The following is a 14734-nucleotide window of genomic DNA, read 5'->3' as shown; positions in this document are numbered from 1 at the left end:
TCAGCTCCAATTGTGGCCGCAGGCGGTGCACACGTACGAGATCCCCCCGTTGTCGCCGAGGACTTGGGCCACATGGAGGGAGCCGCAGGAGGGGCAGACGAGGCGGGTGACCGTGTCGCGTATCAACGCCGCACCGAGGAGGTCACCGACCTCCTCGAGGATGCAGGCAGGCATCGCTACTCCCTCCCGTCGGGCCGCGCCCCCTTCCGGCCGTTTGATTCTGCCACGGCCGGGCCGACACGGTCAGCGACGCCTCTGTACCAGTACGGCCACGACCTGCGCCGCGGGGCCGTGCCGGGGGCGCGTCCATGAACCCCGAGAGCGCGCTCGCACACGTATACGCCCCGGGGCCCCGAACGACTCAACCCGATTCGGAGGAATACAGAAAATCCCGCCCCCTGCGGGGGACGGGATCCTCACGAACACTCTTCGGCGACTCGACGGAGTGCCGGTGCGTGGAGCTAAGGAGAATTGAACTCCTGACCTCCTGCATGCCATGCAGGCGCTCTACCAACTGAGCTATAGCCCCTTGCCGCCACGCGAACCAGCCGCGTGGTGTTCCGCTCCGCTCGGCGGGGCGAACAAGAAGAACTTTAGCCTGCGACCTGCCGGAAAGTGAAATCCGGGTCGCGCCGGCCGCGGGCGGCTCAGTCGTCGTCGCCGAGGACGGGCTCGGGCAGGGTGCCGGCGTTGTGCTCCAGCAGCCGCCAGCCACGGGCGCCCCCACCGAGCACCGACCAGCAGCAGTTGGACAGCCCGCCCAGACCCTCCCAGTGGTGGGGCTCGAGACCGAGGAGGCGGCCGAGGGTGGTGCGGATGGTGCCGCCGTGGCTGACCACCACGAGCGTGCCGTCCTCGGGCACCTTCTCGAGGTAGCGCAGCACGACGGGGGCGGCGCGGTCGGCGACCTCGGTCTCCAGTTCGCCGCCGCCGCGGCGCACCGGCTCGCCGCGCTTCCACGCGGCGTACTCCTCGCCGTACCGGCCGATGATCTCCTCGTGCGTCAGGCCCTGCCAGACGCCCGCGTAGGTCTCGCGCAGGCCCTCGTCCCGGGCGACCTCCAGGCCGGTGAGCGCGGCCAGCTCGGCGGCCGTGCGGGTGGCCCGCGCCAGATCGGAGGAGACGATCGCGTCGGGCCGCAGGGAAGCCAGCAGGCGCGCGGCACGGCGGGCCTGGCCGACGCCGGTGTCGGTCAGCTCGACGTCCGTGCTGCCCTGGAAGCGGCGCTCCAGGTTCCAGGAGGTCTGGCCGTGGCGCCACAGGATGATGCGGCGGCCCCGGCCCGGCACAGGGCCGGGGCCCTCACCGGCGCCGGTCACCGCCACTCACCACCGGGCTCGGCCGTCTCCTGGGCGGCCTGCTGCCTGGTGTGCTCCTCGGCCCTGCCCCGGGTGGCCTTGGCGTCGGCGGGCAGCTCCAGCTCGGGGCAGTCCTTCCACAACCGCTCCAGGGCGTAGAAGACGCGCTCCTCGCTGTGCTGGACGTGCACGACGATGTCCACGTAGTCGAGCAGGACCCAGCGGGCCTCGCGGTCGCCCTCGCGGCGCACCGGCTTGGCGCCGCGTTCCTTCAGCAGTCGTTCCTCGATCTCGTCGACGATCGACTTGACCTGGCGGTCACTGGGAGCGGACGCCAGCAGGAAGGCGTCCGTGATCGACAGCACGTCGCTGACGTCATACGCGATGACGTCGTGCGCGAGTTTGTCGGCGGCCGCCTGGGCGGCGGTGTTGATGAGGTCGAGAGAGCGGTCGGTCGCGGTCACTACAGGGCTTTCCTTCGGCGGTCACTTGACACCAAGGGTCTCACGGACCGCCGAGGACGCCCCACGCAATTGACGGATCACTGCTCCGACGAGCCCCGGTAGTCCTGTCCGAGGACGACCGAGACGTCGGCGTTCGAGGTGACCTTGCCCTTCGTCACCGCGGTGTCGGGCAGCCCGAGGGTCTTGGCGACGTCGGCGGCCTTCTCCTTGTTCGCGGCGTCGGCGTAGACGACCTCGGACGCCTGCTGGACGACGGACGCGGTGCCGCCCTCCAGGAAGGTGAAGCCGCCGCCCAGCAGGACGACCCGGGCCTTCTCGGTGTTGTCCTTGGTGCCGGAGGCGTTCTGCACGGACACCCGGACGGCGGACGACCGGTCGGGGCTCTTCGCGGTGCCGCCCAGGACGTCCTTGACCACGCTCTCGCTGGTCTGCGCGCTGAGCGTGCCGTCCGTCCCCACCGGCAGCAGCGTCGTCCTGTAGTCGCCGCCCTTGGCGAACTCGGCCAGCTTGGCGAGGAAGGCGCCGAGGTCCTGGTCGGTGAGCGAGGGGTCGAGGATCTGCTGGAGCGTCTGCACCGTCGTCGTCGCGCCCGAGGCGTCGGAGGACAGCTTGCGCAGCACGCTCTGCATCACCTGGCCGAACCGTTCGAGCTGGGCGTCCTGGCCCTCGCCGGAGGAGCGGTAGGTGGCGTAGGCGACGGCCATCTTGCCGCTGAGTGTCTGCGCCTTGCCCCGGTGGACCAGGGGCGCCGTGCCCTTCTTCTTGGCGTCCGGGTCGGGCACGTCGGCGTTGGTGTCGACGTCGACGTTGCCGACCACGTCGACGAGGTTCTGGAGGTAGGGGGTGTCCAGGCGCCAGGTGCCCTCGATGTCGGTGCCGAGAACCGTGTCGAGCTGGTCGCGGGTTCCCGAGGAGCCGTCGTCCTTGACCGAGTCGGCGAGGGTCGTGACGGAGCCGTCGTCGCCGGTCAGGGCGAGGGAGTTGGGCAGCAGGACGGTGGTGCCCCGCTTGCTGGTGGTGTTGCCGACGAGCAGCGCCGTGGACGTGCCGCCCCGGTCGGTGTCGTGCAGGTGGACGACGATGACGTCGCGCTTCTGGGCGCCGGTCGCGGTCGCGGCGCCCGCACCGGGGCCGGACGACGACAGGCCGGGCAGCTTCCCGGCGTACCAGAGGTAGCCGACACCGCCCGCCGCGACCAGGGCCAGCACGACGGCCAGGGCGACGATGCGGCCGCGGGCCCGGCGGCGGGCCTCCTCACGGCGCTCGGTGCGGTTCTCGGTGAACTTGAGCCAGTCGATGACGTCCTCGGAGTCGTCGCTCGGCTCCTCGACGAAGGCGAACTGCTCGGTGTGGTAGTCGCGTTCGTCCGCGCCGTCCCGGTCGGCTCCCCATGCCGCCCGGTCGGCGTCCGCCGGTCCGGCCTGCTGCGGAATGTGGGCGGCCTGCTGCGGAATGTGGGCGGTCTGCCCGGCGACCCGGGGCTGCTGCCCGCTGGTCGCGGCGGACCCGTACGGGTCGTACGGCGCCGCCGTCGCGCCGGACCCGTAGGGGTCGTAGGAGCCGTGGACACCCTGGGCGGAGGGGTCGGGCGACTGTTGGCCGGGGCCCTGGCCGGGGGCGTGTCCGCCGTGCTGGGCGCCCTGGTGACCGCTCTGGTAACCGCCCTGGTAGGCCGTCGGATCGAGCTGCTGCTGCGCACCGGTCGCGTACGGGTCGTAGCCGTAGCCCTGCTGCCCGTACGCGTCGTAGGTCTGCTGCGGGGTCTGCTGGACAGGGACCGGCCGGTACACAGGCCGGCCGTACTCGTCGTAGCCGACGAGCTCGTACTGATCGCCGCCGTGGCCAGCGTCGTATCGGTCGTTCACCGGTGCCCCTCTCGGCTCACTGGCCTCGGTACAGCTGGCGTTTGGCGATGTAGCGGACGACTCCGTCAGGCACCAGGTACCAGACCGGGTCGCCCTTGGCGACTCTCACCCGGCAGTCCGTGGAGGAGATGGCGAGCGCGGGTACCTCGACGAGCGAGACGCCGCCTTCCGGCAGGCCGGGATCGGTCAGATGGTGGCCGGGCCGGGTGACACCGATGAAGTGTGCCAGGGAGAACAGTTCCTCGGAGTCCCGCCAGGTGAGGATCTGACCGAGCGCGTCGGCACCGGTGATGAAGAACAGGTCGGTGTCGGGGTTGAGCGCGCGCAGGTCGCGCAGGGTGTCCACGGTGTAGGTGGGACCGCCGCGGTCGATGTCGATGCGGCTCACGGAGAACTGCGGGTTCTCGGCGGTCGCGATGACCGTCATCAGGTAGCGGTCCTCCGCCGGGGAGACGTGGCGGTGGGACTTCTGCCAGGGCTGCCCGGTGGGTACGAACACCACCTCGTCCAGGTGGAACTGCGCGGCGACCTCGCTGGCCGCCACGAGGTGCCCGTGGTGGATCGGGTCGAACGTTCCGCCCATGACGCCCAGGCGCCGCTTGCCCGGCGCCGAGGGCCCACCGCCGGGCCCGTGTTCGAGGCGTTTCACCGTGTCACCCGCCGGACCGGTAGGCATGTCCTGCTCTCCCATGCGTGCAGACCCTACCGGCCCGGCCTGAGGACTCCGTGAGCCAGATCCCGGGGACGGGCCGGGCGGGGTTCAGCGGTCGCGGTTGAAACGCGTGGTGATCCACAGCAGGAGCAGCAGGATGAAGAGCGCGCCGCCGCCGGTGAGGAAGGGGCTGAGGCTCTGGTGGTTGCCCCCCTCGGCGGCGAGGTTGACCAACTGGGCAGCATTGCTGGGGAAGCTCATCTTTGGCAGAACCTATCCGGGAGTGAGCGGGACAAGGATGTCGGCCCATCGTAAGCAACCGCCGACGCACCGCTCACCCCGACTCCACTGTTGCCACCGCCGGCGCTCCCGCCCCACGGGTACCGAGGCGTCCGGGACGGTGCGGGACCGGCGCCTTCAGGAGCCGCCCGGAACCTTTCCGCCGCGTCAGTCGTCGTCCCGCTTGTACCCGCGCAGGAGGAACCAGCCGGTGAGAACGCAGCCCAGGACCATCACGATCAGGACGACCCGGAGCAGGTAGCCCGACCCTTCGTGCGGGGCGGTGGTGCTCGCGGCCTCGGCCAGCCAGGCGGCTGCGGGGTGGTGCTCCATGGCGTGGACTCCTTCGTTGTACTGCCCGTCCACGGTATCTCCGCCTAGGCTGGGTCCTGCCTCGGGGGCACATTGGGACACTGACACACATGGGGGACCACATGTCCGACGACGGCCGCGAACAGGACGGGCAGGAGCAGGTGCCGAGCCGGCAGCGCAGGCGCTTCCCGGAGATCTCCTCGCGCGCGTACGAGCACCCGGCCGACCGCTCCGCCCTGGTCGCGCTGCGCAAGCTGAGCGGCTTCGACACGGTGTTCAAGGCCCTCAGCGGCCTGCTGCCCGAGCGCAGTCTCAGGCTGCTGTTCCTGTCCGACTCCGTACGCGTCTCCGACCAGCAGTTCGCACACCTGAACGACATGCTGCGGGACGCCTGCTACATCCTGGACCTGGAGAAGGTCCCGCCGATGTACGTGACCCAGGATCCCCAGCCCAACGCGATGTGCATCGGCCTGGACGAGCCGATCATCGTGGTCACCACGGGCCTGGTCGAACTGCTCGACGAGGAGGAGATGCGGGCCGTCGTCGGCCACGAGGTGGGCCACGCCCTGTCCGGGCACGCCGTGTACCGCACGATCCTGCTGTTCCTGACGAGCCTGGCCGTCCGGGTCGCCTGGATCCCGCTGGGCAACCTCGCGATCATGGCGATCGTCACCGGGCTGCGCGAGTGGTTCCGCAAGTCGGAGCTGTCGGCGGACCGGGCCGGTCTGCTCGTCGGCCAGGACCTGCGGGCCTCCATGCGGGGCCTGATGAAGATCGCGGGCGGCAACCACCTGCACCAGATGAACGTGGACGCCTTCCTCCAGCAGGCCGAGGAGTACGAGTCCGGGGGCGACCTGCGCGACTCCGTGCTGAAGATCCTCAACGTGCTGCCGCGTTCGCACCCCTTCACCACCGTGCGGGCGGCCGAGCTGAAGAAGTGGGCCGAGTCCCGCGACCACCAGCGGATCATGGACGGCCACTACCCGCGCCGCACCGAGGACAAGGACACCTCGGTCAGCGACTCCTTCCGCGAGTCGGCGGCCCACTACGCCAACCACGTCAAGAGCTCGAAGGACCCGCTGATGAAGCTGGTCAGCGATCTGGCGGGCGGCGCCGGCGACCTGGGCGACCGGGTGCGGCGCGGATTCGGCGGCTTCACGGGATCGGCCCCGCCCAGCGACCGGGGCAAGGACCAGCCGTCCACCGGCACCCCTCCCGGCGACGAGGACTGACCTTCCGGGTGTGGGCGGGTCCCCTGCGGACATCGCCCGGCGCCCGCGGCGGCGTCACACCGTCGGCTCGGCGCTGTGCGCCAGGGAGCCGCACAGGGCCGCCGCGGTGTCGGTGGCGTACGGGTCCGTGCCGGACGGGCTGCCCGCCTTGGCGACCTGGCCGGCCAGCAGCGGCTCGAAGCGCCCCGCGGAGTCCCCCGCGCAGGAGAGCGGGCCGGCCTGCACGTAGGAGACGACGAGCTGGACCTGGTGCAGCCGCAGGTCGTCCTGGGTGAAGCGGAACTGGATCTCGCGCCGGACGGTGAACAGCGAGGCCGGCGCGTGCGCCGCGGAGCCGGCCGGCTTCAGCGCGTAGGCGAAGGTGTGGTCCGCGCTGACCTCCAGGGTGGAGGAGTCGGTCTCGGCGGCCTGGAGGCTGCCCTGCACCCGGATCTCGTGGCCGGCCAGCTCGACCCGGGCCGGGTCGAAGCGGACGAGCCAGCCGGTGGGCGCGTGCCGGCCGTCGGCGGCGGGGTGCTCGAAGCTCTGGTCGAACTGGTCGAGCTGGCCGGGGTCGAGCAGCGCCCGGACGGGGCGGGTCTGGCCGCCGATGAGCACCTCCGGGTAGAGGGAGGACGCGACGACGTACTCCTTCGCGATGGTCAGCGCGGCGAGGACCTGGCTCTCGGAGAAGTGCGCGGTGCGCCGGACGACGGGCAGCGGCACGCCCTCCGCGCCGACGGCGAACGAGGCGGCCGGGCTGTGCGCGTACAGGTACCCGGGGTCGGCCGCGCCGGGCACCCTGCCCTGCGGGGCGAGCGGGACGACGGTCATCCGCAGCGGCTCCACGGGCCGCTGGGCCTGCGCGCTCTGGTAGGGGTGCCGTACGCCCATGTAGATCGCGGTGCCGAAGGCGACGACGATCAGCAGGACCAGCAGCAGCGCCTGCCGGGACAGCCCGCGGCGCAGCGGCGGGCGGCGGCGCACGGCCGGGGTGTGGTCGGTCACCCGCTCCCGCGCGGAATACTCCTGGAGGCGGGCAGCCCGGACGAACGACTCGTCGAAGACGACGGACCGGTACTCGTCCTCCGCACCTCCGGGGACGCCCTCGGGTGTCCCCTCAGGTGGCTCTCCAGGCCCTCCCATACCTTCAGGGTAGGTCGCGGCAAGCCCTGGTAAACGCCCTGATGTGCGACAAGTTCTGACAGGTTCTCACCAGAACCGTCGCCCCGCCGTCAGGGCGTGCGCGGGACCGCGGAGACGGGTGGCTGGGAGTAGTCGGCGGACGCGGAGGGCGCCGCCGCGCTGCCCTGCTCCAGGCCGGTCGAGGCGGGCGGCGGGACCTGGTCCCGGCTGCCCGAGGAGCCGCCCCGGTAGACCGCGGCGAAGGCCAGGGCGACCATGCCGATGCCCATGACGAGGGCGAGCACCCAGGCGACGGGGCGGTGCCAGCGGACCTGCTTGCCGAAGGTCCCCGGGGCGCCGGGTCGGCCTTCGAGGACGTCGGGGTCGTCCAGGTCGCCGTAGGGGTGGTCGGGGCCGAGGCCGGGTCCGTACCCGTCCTCGTGGCGCTCGCCCCTGGCGTGGGCGCGGCGGGCCTCCGCCTCGGAGGCCTCGGCTCTGGCCTGCGCGGCGGCCAGGAGGCGTTCGACGGCGGTCGGCTCGTGGATCACGGCCGCACGTACGAAGGCCTCGTCGAAGACCACGGAGGCGAACTCTTCGTCCGACACCCCGCGGTCGTGGTCGTCGTCGGGCTCCCAGCCGTCAGGGAACGGCGTACCCCCCACGTCCTCCGGCACGCATCCAGAGTAGACCTGAGGGGTCAATTTGGGCAGACGGTATGGAAATTCATCCGCCTGCCGAGACACGCCGCCACGGGGCCGGACAGCGTCAGCGCCGGGTGTGCCCGTCCCCCGTGAGGATGTACTTCGTACTGGTCAGCTCGGGCAGGCCCATCGGGCCGCGGGCGTGCAGCTTCTGCGTGGAGATGCCGATCTCGGCGCCGAAGCCGAACTGGCCGCCGTCGGTGAAGCGGGTGGAGGCGTTGACGGCGACGGTCGTGGAGTCGACCAGTCGGGTGAAGCGGCGGGCGGCCTGCTGCGAGGTGGTGACGATCGCCTCGGTGTGCCCGGAGCTCCACAGCCGGATGTGCTCGACGGCCCGGTCGAGGGAGTCGACCACGGCGGCGGCGATGTCGTAGGACAGGTACTCGGTCTCCCAGTCCTCCGGGGTGGCCTCGACGACCGTGGCCCGGGAGTCCTTGGCGTGGGCCATGACCCGCTCGTCGGCGTGGACGGTGACCCCGGCCTCGGCGAGCGCGTCCAGGGCGCGCGGCAGGAACTCGGCGGCGATGTCCTGGTGGACCAGCAGCGTCTCGGCGGCGTTGCAGACGCTGGGCCGCTGCGCCTTGGAGTTGATCAGGATGTCGACGGCCGTGTCGAGGTCGGCCTGCGCGTCGACGTAGACGTGGCAGTTGCCGGTGCCGGTCTCGATCACCGGGACGGTGGACTCGTTCACCACGGTCCGGATCAGCGAGGCGCCGCCGCGCGGGATCAGCACGTCGACCAGGCCGCGGGCGCGCATCAGCTCGCGCACGCTCTCGCGGCTCTCGCCGGGCACCAGCTGCACGGCGTCGGCGGGCAGCCCCGCCCCGCCCACGGCGTCGCGGACGACCCGGACCAGGGCGGTGTTCGACTCGTAGGCGGAGGCCGAGCCGCGCAGCAGCACCGCGTTGCCCGACTTCAGGCAGAGGGCGGCGGCGTCCACGGTGACGTTCGGGCGGGCCTCGTAGATGATCCCGACCACGCCGAGCGGGACGCGGACCTGCCGCAGGTCGAGACCGTTGGGCAGCGTGTTGCCGCGGACGACCTCGCCGACCGGGTCGGGCAGCGCCGCCACGTCCCGCACGTCGGCGGCGATGGCGCGCACCCGCTCGGGGGTGAGCGTGAGCCGGTCGACGATGGCCTCGCTGGTGCCGGCCTCGCGGGCCTTGGCGACGTCCTTGGCGTTGGCCTCGAGGATCTCGCCGGTACGGACCTCCAGGGCGTCCGCGACGGCCAGCAGGGCGTCGTCCTTCGCCACTCGCGGCAGCGGCGCGAGGTCGGCGGCGGCGGCCTTGGCGCGGTACGCGGCCTGGGTGACCGGGGACATCGAGTCGTACGGCGAGAGCGTCGTCATGAAGGAAGGGTAGTGCGCAGGGAGGTACGACCACCGGTTGTCCCACACCCCGAGACGGGTCAAAAGGGATGGACCCCGACCGGTGTCGCCGGCGGTGCTCCGTACCCCTCGGCGAGGCGCTGGTGGTAGGTCTCGCGGTCGATGACCTCCAGGCCGACGATCTCCCAGGGCGGCAGCCGGGCGCTCTGCCGGTGCTCACCCCACAGGCGCAGGGCGACGGCGGCCGCGTCGTGGAGGTCGCGGGCCTCCTCCCAGTAGCGGACCTCGGCGTGGTCGCCCGCGTACCGGCTGGTCAGCAGGAAGGGGTGGTCGTGAGCGAGCTGCTCCAGGCCGCGCCGCACCTCGTTCAGCGGGGCCCGGGCACCGGAGACGCTGAGCGTGACGTGCCACAGCCGGGGCAGGTCCCGCGGCTCCTCGCAGCCGTCCTGGGCCGCCACGCTCGTCAGGCCACCGCGGGACGCCGCCGCCCCAGGGCGCACTCGTCTCACGACGTCCTCCTTCACGCAGCGCTCGCTGACATCGCCGGCCTCGCCGGTACCGCTGGTATCGCCGGTCCCGCTCATGCGGAATGCGTCCCCGCCTCAAAGTGGAACAGGCCGCACGGCTCCGCGGGGCGGTTTTACGGAACGTCCCCCACCTTCGGCACCCGGGTGGCCGGACGATTCGGCGCATTACGGCTCCAGGAGCACCAGGTCGTCCCTGTGTACGACCTCACGTTCGTACGCCGGTCCCAGCTCGCGGGCGAGTTCCCGGGTGGAGTGGCCGATCAGCCGGGGGATCTCCTTGGCGTCGAAGTTGACGAGCCCGCGGGCCACCGCGCGCCCCGCCCTGTCACGCAGCTCGACCGGGTCGCCGGCGGTGAACTCGCCCTCCACGGCGGCGATCCCGGCGGGCAGCAGCGACTTTCGGCCCTCGACGACCGCGCGGACCGCGCCGTCGTCGAGAGTGAGCGAGCCCTGCGGGGCGGAGGCGTGCTGCAGCCACAGCAGCCGGTCGGCGGAGCGCTTGCCGGTGGGGTGGAAGTAGGTGCCGGTGTCGCCGCCGGACAGGGCGTCGGCGGCGTGGACGGTGCTGGTGAGCACCACGGGGATGCCGGCGGCGGCCGCGATCCTGGCCGCCTCCACCTTGGTGACCATGCCGCCGGTGCCGACGCCGGCCCTGCCCGCGCTGCCGATCTCGACGCCCTCCAGGTCGCCGGGGCCCCGGATCTCCGCCAGCCGGGAGGTGCCCGGCCTGCTCGGGTCGCCGTCGTAGAGGCCGTCCACGTCGGACAGCAGTACCAGCAGGTCGGCGTGGACCAGGTGGGCGACGAGCGCGGCGAGCCGGTCGTTGTCGCCGAAGCGGATCTCGTCGGTGGCGACGGTGTCGTTCTCGTTGACCACCGGGAGGGCACCCATCGCGAGCAGCTTGTCGAGGGTGCGGGAGGCGTTGCGGTGGTGGGCGCGGCGGCTGGTGTCGTCGCTGGTCAGCAGGACCTGGCCGACGCGGATGCCGTAGCGGGCGAAGGAGGCGGTGTAGCGGGCCACGAGCAGGCCCTGGCCGACGCTGGCCGCGGCCTGCTGGCGGGCGAGGTCCCGGGGGCGGCGGCGCAGACCCAGCGGGGCGAGGCCGGCGGCGATGGCGCCCGAGGAGACCAGGACGATCTCCTTGTGCGCACTGCCGCTGGTCTTGGCGAGGACGTCGACCAGGGCGTCGACCCGGTCGGCGTCCAGCCCGCCCTCGGCGGTGGTCAGTGACGAGGACCCCACCTTGACGACGATCCTGCGGGCCTCGCACACGGTCTGCCTTGCCCCTGGCACCTTGTTGTCCGTCTCCTCGCGTCCCTGCGGCTGCACGCCGATGTCCACGTGCCGAATCTACGTGAATCGGAGTGGTCACCGCGCATTCGTCCAGCACACGGACCGCTCTCGCCCGGACACCTTCTCCTGCTCTTCCTCGCGGCTGCCTGCCCACAGCACGACGCCGGCCTTGGCCGACGCCAGGCCCCGTCCTCGCCCTCACCGGGTTTCGCCGCGGCCGGCTCAGCCGTGCCGGTGGCGCCACCCCTGCCAGACGGAGCCGAACTACGACCGCGCCCGGGCCCACCATCCGTCACATCCGCGCAGGGCCGGGCCCGCCCGGCCCTGCGCGGCACGCTCAGGCGTCGGTCGAGGCTGCGGCGTGCGGTCCACCGGCGAGCATGCGGTCCACGACCCGCGCTGTCGCGAGACCGTCCCCGGGCTCGCAGAAGTCCCTTATGAACTGGGCGTACTTCTCCTGGTACTCCACTTCGACGGCATCGACGTCGCGCAGGGCCTTGACCAGGTCTTCGGAGGTCTCCAGCAGCGGGCCGGGCGCCCGGGTCATGAGGTCGAAGTACAAGCCGCGCAGCGTGTCCCGGTAGTGCTCCAGGTCGTAGGTGAAGAACAGTATCGGCTTGCCCGAGTGCGCGAAGTCGAAGAACGCCGAGGAGTAGTCGGTGACCAGCACATCGGCGACGAGGTACAGATCGGCGATGTCCGGGTAGCGGGTGACATCCCACACGAAGCCCTGGCCGGCACCCGGTACGTTGTCATGGACTCTCGGGTGCTTGCGGAAGAGCAGCACATGGTCGTGACCGAGTTCGGCCTGGGCCGCGGCCAGGTCGATCCGCAGATCGAGTTTGTACAGCTTGCTCGCGTGCTTCTGGTCTTCCCGCCAGGTAGGAGCGTAGAGCACCACCTTCTTGCCCTCGGGCAGGCCGAGCCGCTCCCTGACCCGCGCGGCCCGCGCGTCGCGGTCGGGGGCGTGGAAGACGTCGTTGCGCGGATAACCGCTCTCGAGCATTTCCCCTTCGATGGTGTACGCCCTGCGCATGATCTCCGTGGTGTACGCGTTCGGCGACACCACGAAGTCGAACTGCCGGTAGCTGTGCGGCAGGCTGGCTATATAGGCGGGATTCGACTTGGTAGTGCCTTGGAGGTCCTTGCCGATCTTCTTCAGCGGCGTGCCGTGCCAGGTCTGCACGACCCGCTGCCCGGGGCGGGTGACGAACCAGTCGCCCACCGTCGTGTTGACGACGACGTAGCGGCTGCGCGCCAGTGCCTCGTACCACTCTCGGCTGCCACGGCCCACCACACGCGCCCCCGCCGGCATCTCGGGCAGCCCCCCGTCCTGGGTCCAGATGTGCTCGACGTCGACCCCCCGGCGCACCAACTCCTCGTAGACCGCCCGCGGCGAGTCCGAGAACTGCTTGCCGCTGAGGCTCATGTAGAGCACCGCGTCGCGCAGGGGGAGCTCGCGCTGCTCGTGGAAGTACGCCTCACACAGCATGCGCTGCCGGTAGGCGCCGTGCTCACCGGGGCCGAGCAGCCGTTCCGGCTCGATGAAGATGCGGTCGAAGTGGCGGCGGTCCACGGTGTAAGTACGCTGCGGGCTGCTGAAGCACATGGGCAGCTCCTGCACCTGCTCCGGACGCAACGTCACCGGGACGTCCCCGGACTTGTCCCAGGCGTCCGCGTCGCGGAAGTACAGGTACCAGCGACCGGGGCACAGGGGCAGCTCGGGACCGTGCGCCTGCGGGGCCGCCTCGGGCTTGATCCGGACCGTGAACCGCCCGTCGGCAAGCTCGACCGGCAGCTCCTTCTCCTCGAAGCGGACCCCGTGCCGCAGGATGACCTTCTTCCCGGCCGCTTCCTCACCGGGATACGTACCCTCGAGCACCAGCTCCCCCGACTCCGCCACGGTCATCGCGTCGACCACGGGTCGGACGGCTCGCGTTGCCAGCACCAGCCTGCCGGGCCCGTCGCGGTGGACGGCCAACTCGCGGCTGGGGGCAAGCCGGTGCCTGCCGGTCGTGAAGCCCTCGGCGAGGAGGGCCGCCTGGCCCCGGCCGTCGGCTCCCCTCAAGGTCACCTTGAATTCCCGGGTCTTGGTTCCCGGCAGGTCGTTCGCGGCCAGCTCGGCAAGACTGAAGACCGACTGGTAGCGCCGGAACGCGTCAGGGGAACCGGACAGGGAAGTGAGCGGGCTGTCGAGTCTGGTGTCGCCTGCGACGACGGTCACGGCGGTGGGGGCCTTGGCGCCGCTCCGCGCCCTGGTGACCACTCGCAACTCGCCGTCCGCGACGGTGCAGGACTCGACCTCGACAGGGGGCTGCTGCACCGTGATGCTCACGGCATTCTTGGTGAAGCCGACCACGAGACGTGAGCCGTCCGCCAGATGACGAACCTGGTTGTGCCCGGCCGCGCCCGCGTCGCGCTGGCGCACCCGCGCGCCGTAGGTCCCGCCCGGTCCCAGGATCCCGACTTGCAGAAACCACTGGCCGGCACCGTGCCCGGCGAGCTCGCGCAGCCGACGAGCAGAAACGACGACTTCGAAGCCCGTGTGGTCGTAGCAGTGCAGGGCCTGTCCGGAGGCGACGGTGGCCTGCTCGCTGCGGGTGCGGCGCATGGGCAGTCTGATGCGGCGGCCGGTCTCGTCGTTCTTCAGCACCGCGAATCGGCCGATGGCGCGGCCCGATGCACGCGGCAGGTTCGCGGCAAACGCGTACCCTTCCCATACCAGATCGTCGCCGCGCCAGCCGACCGAGGTGAGCTGCGCCGTCACCGGCAAGTCGCGACGCGTGAGCGCGGAGATCCGTTCAGGCAGCGCCAGGCCCCGCAGCCCCGGCAGCACCAGCCGGGGGCGCCGGGCGCCTGCCACGAGGAAGGCCCCCGGGTCCCTGCGCTGGTGCCGGACCACCTCGACAAGATCCTCGGCGCGCCCCTCGGCAGCGAGATACCAAATGACGCGCTCGAGCGGAGGGAGGTCAGTGAGCACCCCCTCGCCGTGGATGTCGAGCAGTTCCCGCGCCGTGGCACGCAACTCCTCGCGCTCTGCCTGCGAGCTCTCGGGAAAGAATCGCAAGAACCCCCGTACTCTTGCCGACGCGAGATCGGCGAGAGACTGCGCCATGAGCAACGCCCTTCGTTAACGTGCCAGTAAAATCCAAGTCATGGCACGTTAACGGAGTCACTCGTGTACTGCACGCTTCGTGTGATAACAGTGCGGGCACATGCAGCTTGGATCCGCTGCCCCAGGCAAGGACATGCCCCCGTGGCCGCAGGGTGCTCCCATCGCTGTCGACGGGTTCATCCGTTGAGACCGAGGGAGGCCAAGGGGCGGTGGTAGTCGCGGGCGGCCTGGCGGAGGGCGGCGGCGCGTGGGCGTGCTGGGTGTGCGGGGCGTCGGCGGTGATGACAGTGCCGGTGAGGTCGATGCTGTGCAGCAGCGGGCGAACCGGGCGAAGCTCAAGCCTGCAAGGGACCCTGCTGCACCCCTTGCCCCAGGAGATCACCGATCCGGGGCAGGATCGCTCTCCTCTATATCTATATGCACAGACACGAACGCCTGGGCGGCATCCTCCGCGGGTACCAACACGGCACGACCGTACGGATCCTGGCTCTGCGAGCCGATAAGGAGGGCGACGGAGATGAGAATGGTGCGCGCGGCACCCTCGACGACGCCGATCAGCCAC

The 14734-nt window shown here is 71.3% G+C and carries 14 protein-coding genes and 1 tRNA gene; 1 reads left to right on the top strand and 14 read right to left on the bottom strand.

Annotated features, from left to right (window positions below):
• The 8 genes from ACIHCX_RS00590 to ACIHCX_RS00555 all read right to left on the bottom strand — a co-directional run bounded on the left by ACIHCX_RS00590 (nucleotide 1) and on the right by ACIHCX_RS00555 (nucleotide 4891).
• Nucleotides 1-174, bottom strand: a complete 174-nt coding sequence (locus ACIHCX_RS00590; RefSeq protein WP_400025224.1) for a hypothetical protein — start codon at nucleotides 172-174, stop codon at nucleotides 1-3.
• A 282-nt stretch (nucleotides 175-456) separates the two neighbouring features.
• Nucleotides 457-529 (bottom strand) — tRNA-Ala (locus ACIHCX_RS00585).
• Between the two features lie 118 nt (nucleotides 530-647).
• Nucleotides 648-1325, bottom strand: a complete 678-nt coding sequence (locus ACIHCX_RS00580; protein ID WP_400025222.1) for a histidine phosphatase family protein — start codon at nucleotides 1323-1325, stop codon at nucleotides 648-650.
• Nucleotides 1316-1762 carry a ribosome silencing factor gene (gene rsfS / locus ACIHCX_RS00575; RefSeq protein ID WP_400025220.1) on the bottom strand — a complete coding sequence of 149 codons (447 nt, stop codon included), beginning with the start codon at nucleotides 1760-1762 and terminating at the stop codon, nucleotides 1316-1318. Before rsfS ends, ACIHCX_RS00580 begins: the two co-directional genes overlap by 10 nt.
• A gap of 77 nt (nucleotides 1763-1839) precedes the next feature.
• Nucleotides 1840-3627: a LytR C-terminal domain-containing protein gene (locus ACIHCX_RS00570; RefSeq protein WP_400025218.1), complete on the bottom strand. Its 1788-nt coding sequence runs from the start codon at nucleotides 3625-3627 to the stop codon at nucleotides 1840-1842.
• A gap of 16 nt (nucleotides 3628-3643) precedes the next feature.
• Nucleotides 3644-4318, bottom strand: a complete 675-nt coding sequence (gene nadD / locus ACIHCX_RS00565; RefSeq protein WP_400025217.1) for a nicotinate-nucleotide adenylyltransferase — start codon at nucleotides 4316-4318, stop codon at nucleotides 3644-3646.
• A 69-nt stretch (nucleotides 4319-4387) separates the two neighbouring features.
• Entirely contained in the window at nucleotides 4388-4540 is a 153-nt protein-coding gene (locus tag ACIHCX_RS00560; RefSeq protein WP_400025215.1) for a hypothetical protein, read from the bottom strand.
• Nucleotides 4541-4726: 186 nt separating this feature from the next.
• On the bottom strand, nucleotides 4727-4891 hold the full coding sequence (locus ACIHCX_RS00555) for a hypothetical protein (RefSeq protein ID WP_400025213.1): 165 nt from the start codon (nucleotides 4889-4891) through the stop codon (nucleotides 4727-4729).
• 89 nt (nucleotides 4892-4980) lie between these two features.
• Here ACIHCX_RS00555 and ACIHCX_RS00550 point away from each other — a divergent pair, with 89 nt between their 5' ends.
• Nucleotides 4981-6102: a M48 family metallopeptidase gene (locus ACIHCX_RS00550; protein WP_400025212.1), complete on the top strand. Its 1122-nt coding sequence runs from the start codon at nucleotides 4981-4983 to the stop codon at nucleotides 6100-6102.
• Nucleotides 6103-6156: 54 nt separating this feature from the next.
• On the opposite strand, the gene ACIHCX_RS00545 is transcribed toward ACIHCX_RS00550, so the two are convergent.
• From ACIHCX_RS00545 to ACIHCX_RS00520, 6 genes are all read right to left on the bottom strand, one after another.
• Nucleotides 6157-7227: a hypothetical protein gene (locus tag ACIHCX_RS00545; protein WP_400025211.1), complete on the bottom strand. Its 1071-nt coding sequence runs from the start codon at nucleotides 7225-7227 to the stop codon at nucleotides 6157-6159.
• 89 nt (nucleotides 7228-7316) lie between these two features.
• Nucleotides 7317-7907 carry a hypothetical protein gene (locus ACIHCX_RS00540; RefSeq protein WP_400025209.1) on the bottom strand — a complete coding sequence of 197 codons (591 nt, stop codon included), beginning with the start codon at nucleotides 7905-7907 and terminating at the stop codon, nucleotides 7317-7319.
• A 64-nt stretch (nucleotides 7908-7971) separates the two neighbouring features.
• The gene (locus ACIHCX_RS00535; protein ID WP_400025207.1) at nucleotides 7972-9258 is read right to left on the bottom strand and encodes a glutamate-5-semialdehyde dehydrogenase; all 1287 of its coding nucleotides are present in this window, start codon (nucleotides 9256-9258) and stop codon (nucleotides 7972-7974) included.
• 59 nt (nucleotides 9259-9317) lie between these two features.
• Nucleotides 9318-9737, bottom strand: a complete 420-nt coding sequence (locus ACIHCX_RS00530; RefSeq protein WP_400026550.1) for a hypothetical protein — start codon at nucleotides 9735-9737, stop codon at nucleotides 9318-9320.
• Nucleotides 9738-9929: 192 nt separating this feature from the next.
• A complete protein-coding gene (gene proB, locus ACIHCX_RS00525; protein WP_400026548.1) occupies nucleotides 9930-11057 on the bottom strand; it encodes a glutamate 5-kinase in 1128 nt (375 codons plus the stop codon).
• Nucleotides 11058-11394: 337 nt separating this feature from the next.
• Nucleotides 11395-14172, bottom strand: coding sequence for a CDP-glycerol glycerophosphotransferase family protein (locus ACIHCX_RS00520; RefSeq protein ID WP_400025205.1), 2778 nt, complete (start codon nucleotides 14170-14172; stop codon nucleotides 11395-11397).
• Nucleotides 14173-14734 lie beyond the last annotated feature (562 nt).

The organism is Streptomyces sp. NPDC052043 (assembly GCF_044548235.1).
In the GTDB taxonomy this organism is placed as follows: Bacteria; Actinomycetota; Actinomycetes; order Streptomycetales; family Streptomycetaceae; genus Streptomyces.
Note: the sequence above shows the minus strand (reverse complement) of the source record. Positions and strands in the feature narration are given on the sequence as shown.

Coding starts and splice junctions, on each gene's coding strand:
- ACIHCX_RS00590 (WP_400025224.1), bottom strand. CDS start 174: ATGCCTGCCTGCATCCTCGAGGAGGTCGGTGACCTCCTCGGTGCGGCG.
- nadD (WP_400025217.1), bottom strand. CDS start 4,318: ATGGGAGAGCAGGACATGCCTACCGGTCCGGCGGGTGACACGGTGAAA.
- ACIHCX_RS00560 (WP_400025215.1), bottom strand. CDS start 4,540: ATGAGCTTCCCCAGCAATGCTGCCCAGTTGGTCAACCTCGCCGCCGAG.
- ACIHCX_RS00555 (WP_400025213.1), bottom strand. CDS start 4,891: ATGGAGCACCACCCCGCAGCCGCCTGGCTGGCCGAGGCCGCGAGCACC.
- ACIHCX_RS00550 (WP_400025212.1), top strand. CDS start 4,981: ATGGGGGACCACATGTCCGACGACGGCCGCGAACAGGACGGGCAGGAG.
- ACIHCX_RS00545 (WP_400025211.1), bottom strand. CDS start 7,227: ATGGGAGGGCCTGGAGAGCCACCTGAGGGGACACCCGAGGGCGTCCCC.
- ACIHCX_RS00535 (WP_400025207.1), bottom strand. CDS start 9,258: ATGACGACGCTCTCGCCGTACGACTCGATGTCCCCGGTCACCCAGGCC.
- ACIHCX_RS00520 (WP_400025205.1), bottom strand. CDS start 14,172: ATGGCGCAGTCTCTCGCCGATCTCGCGTCGGCAAGAGTACGGGGGTTC.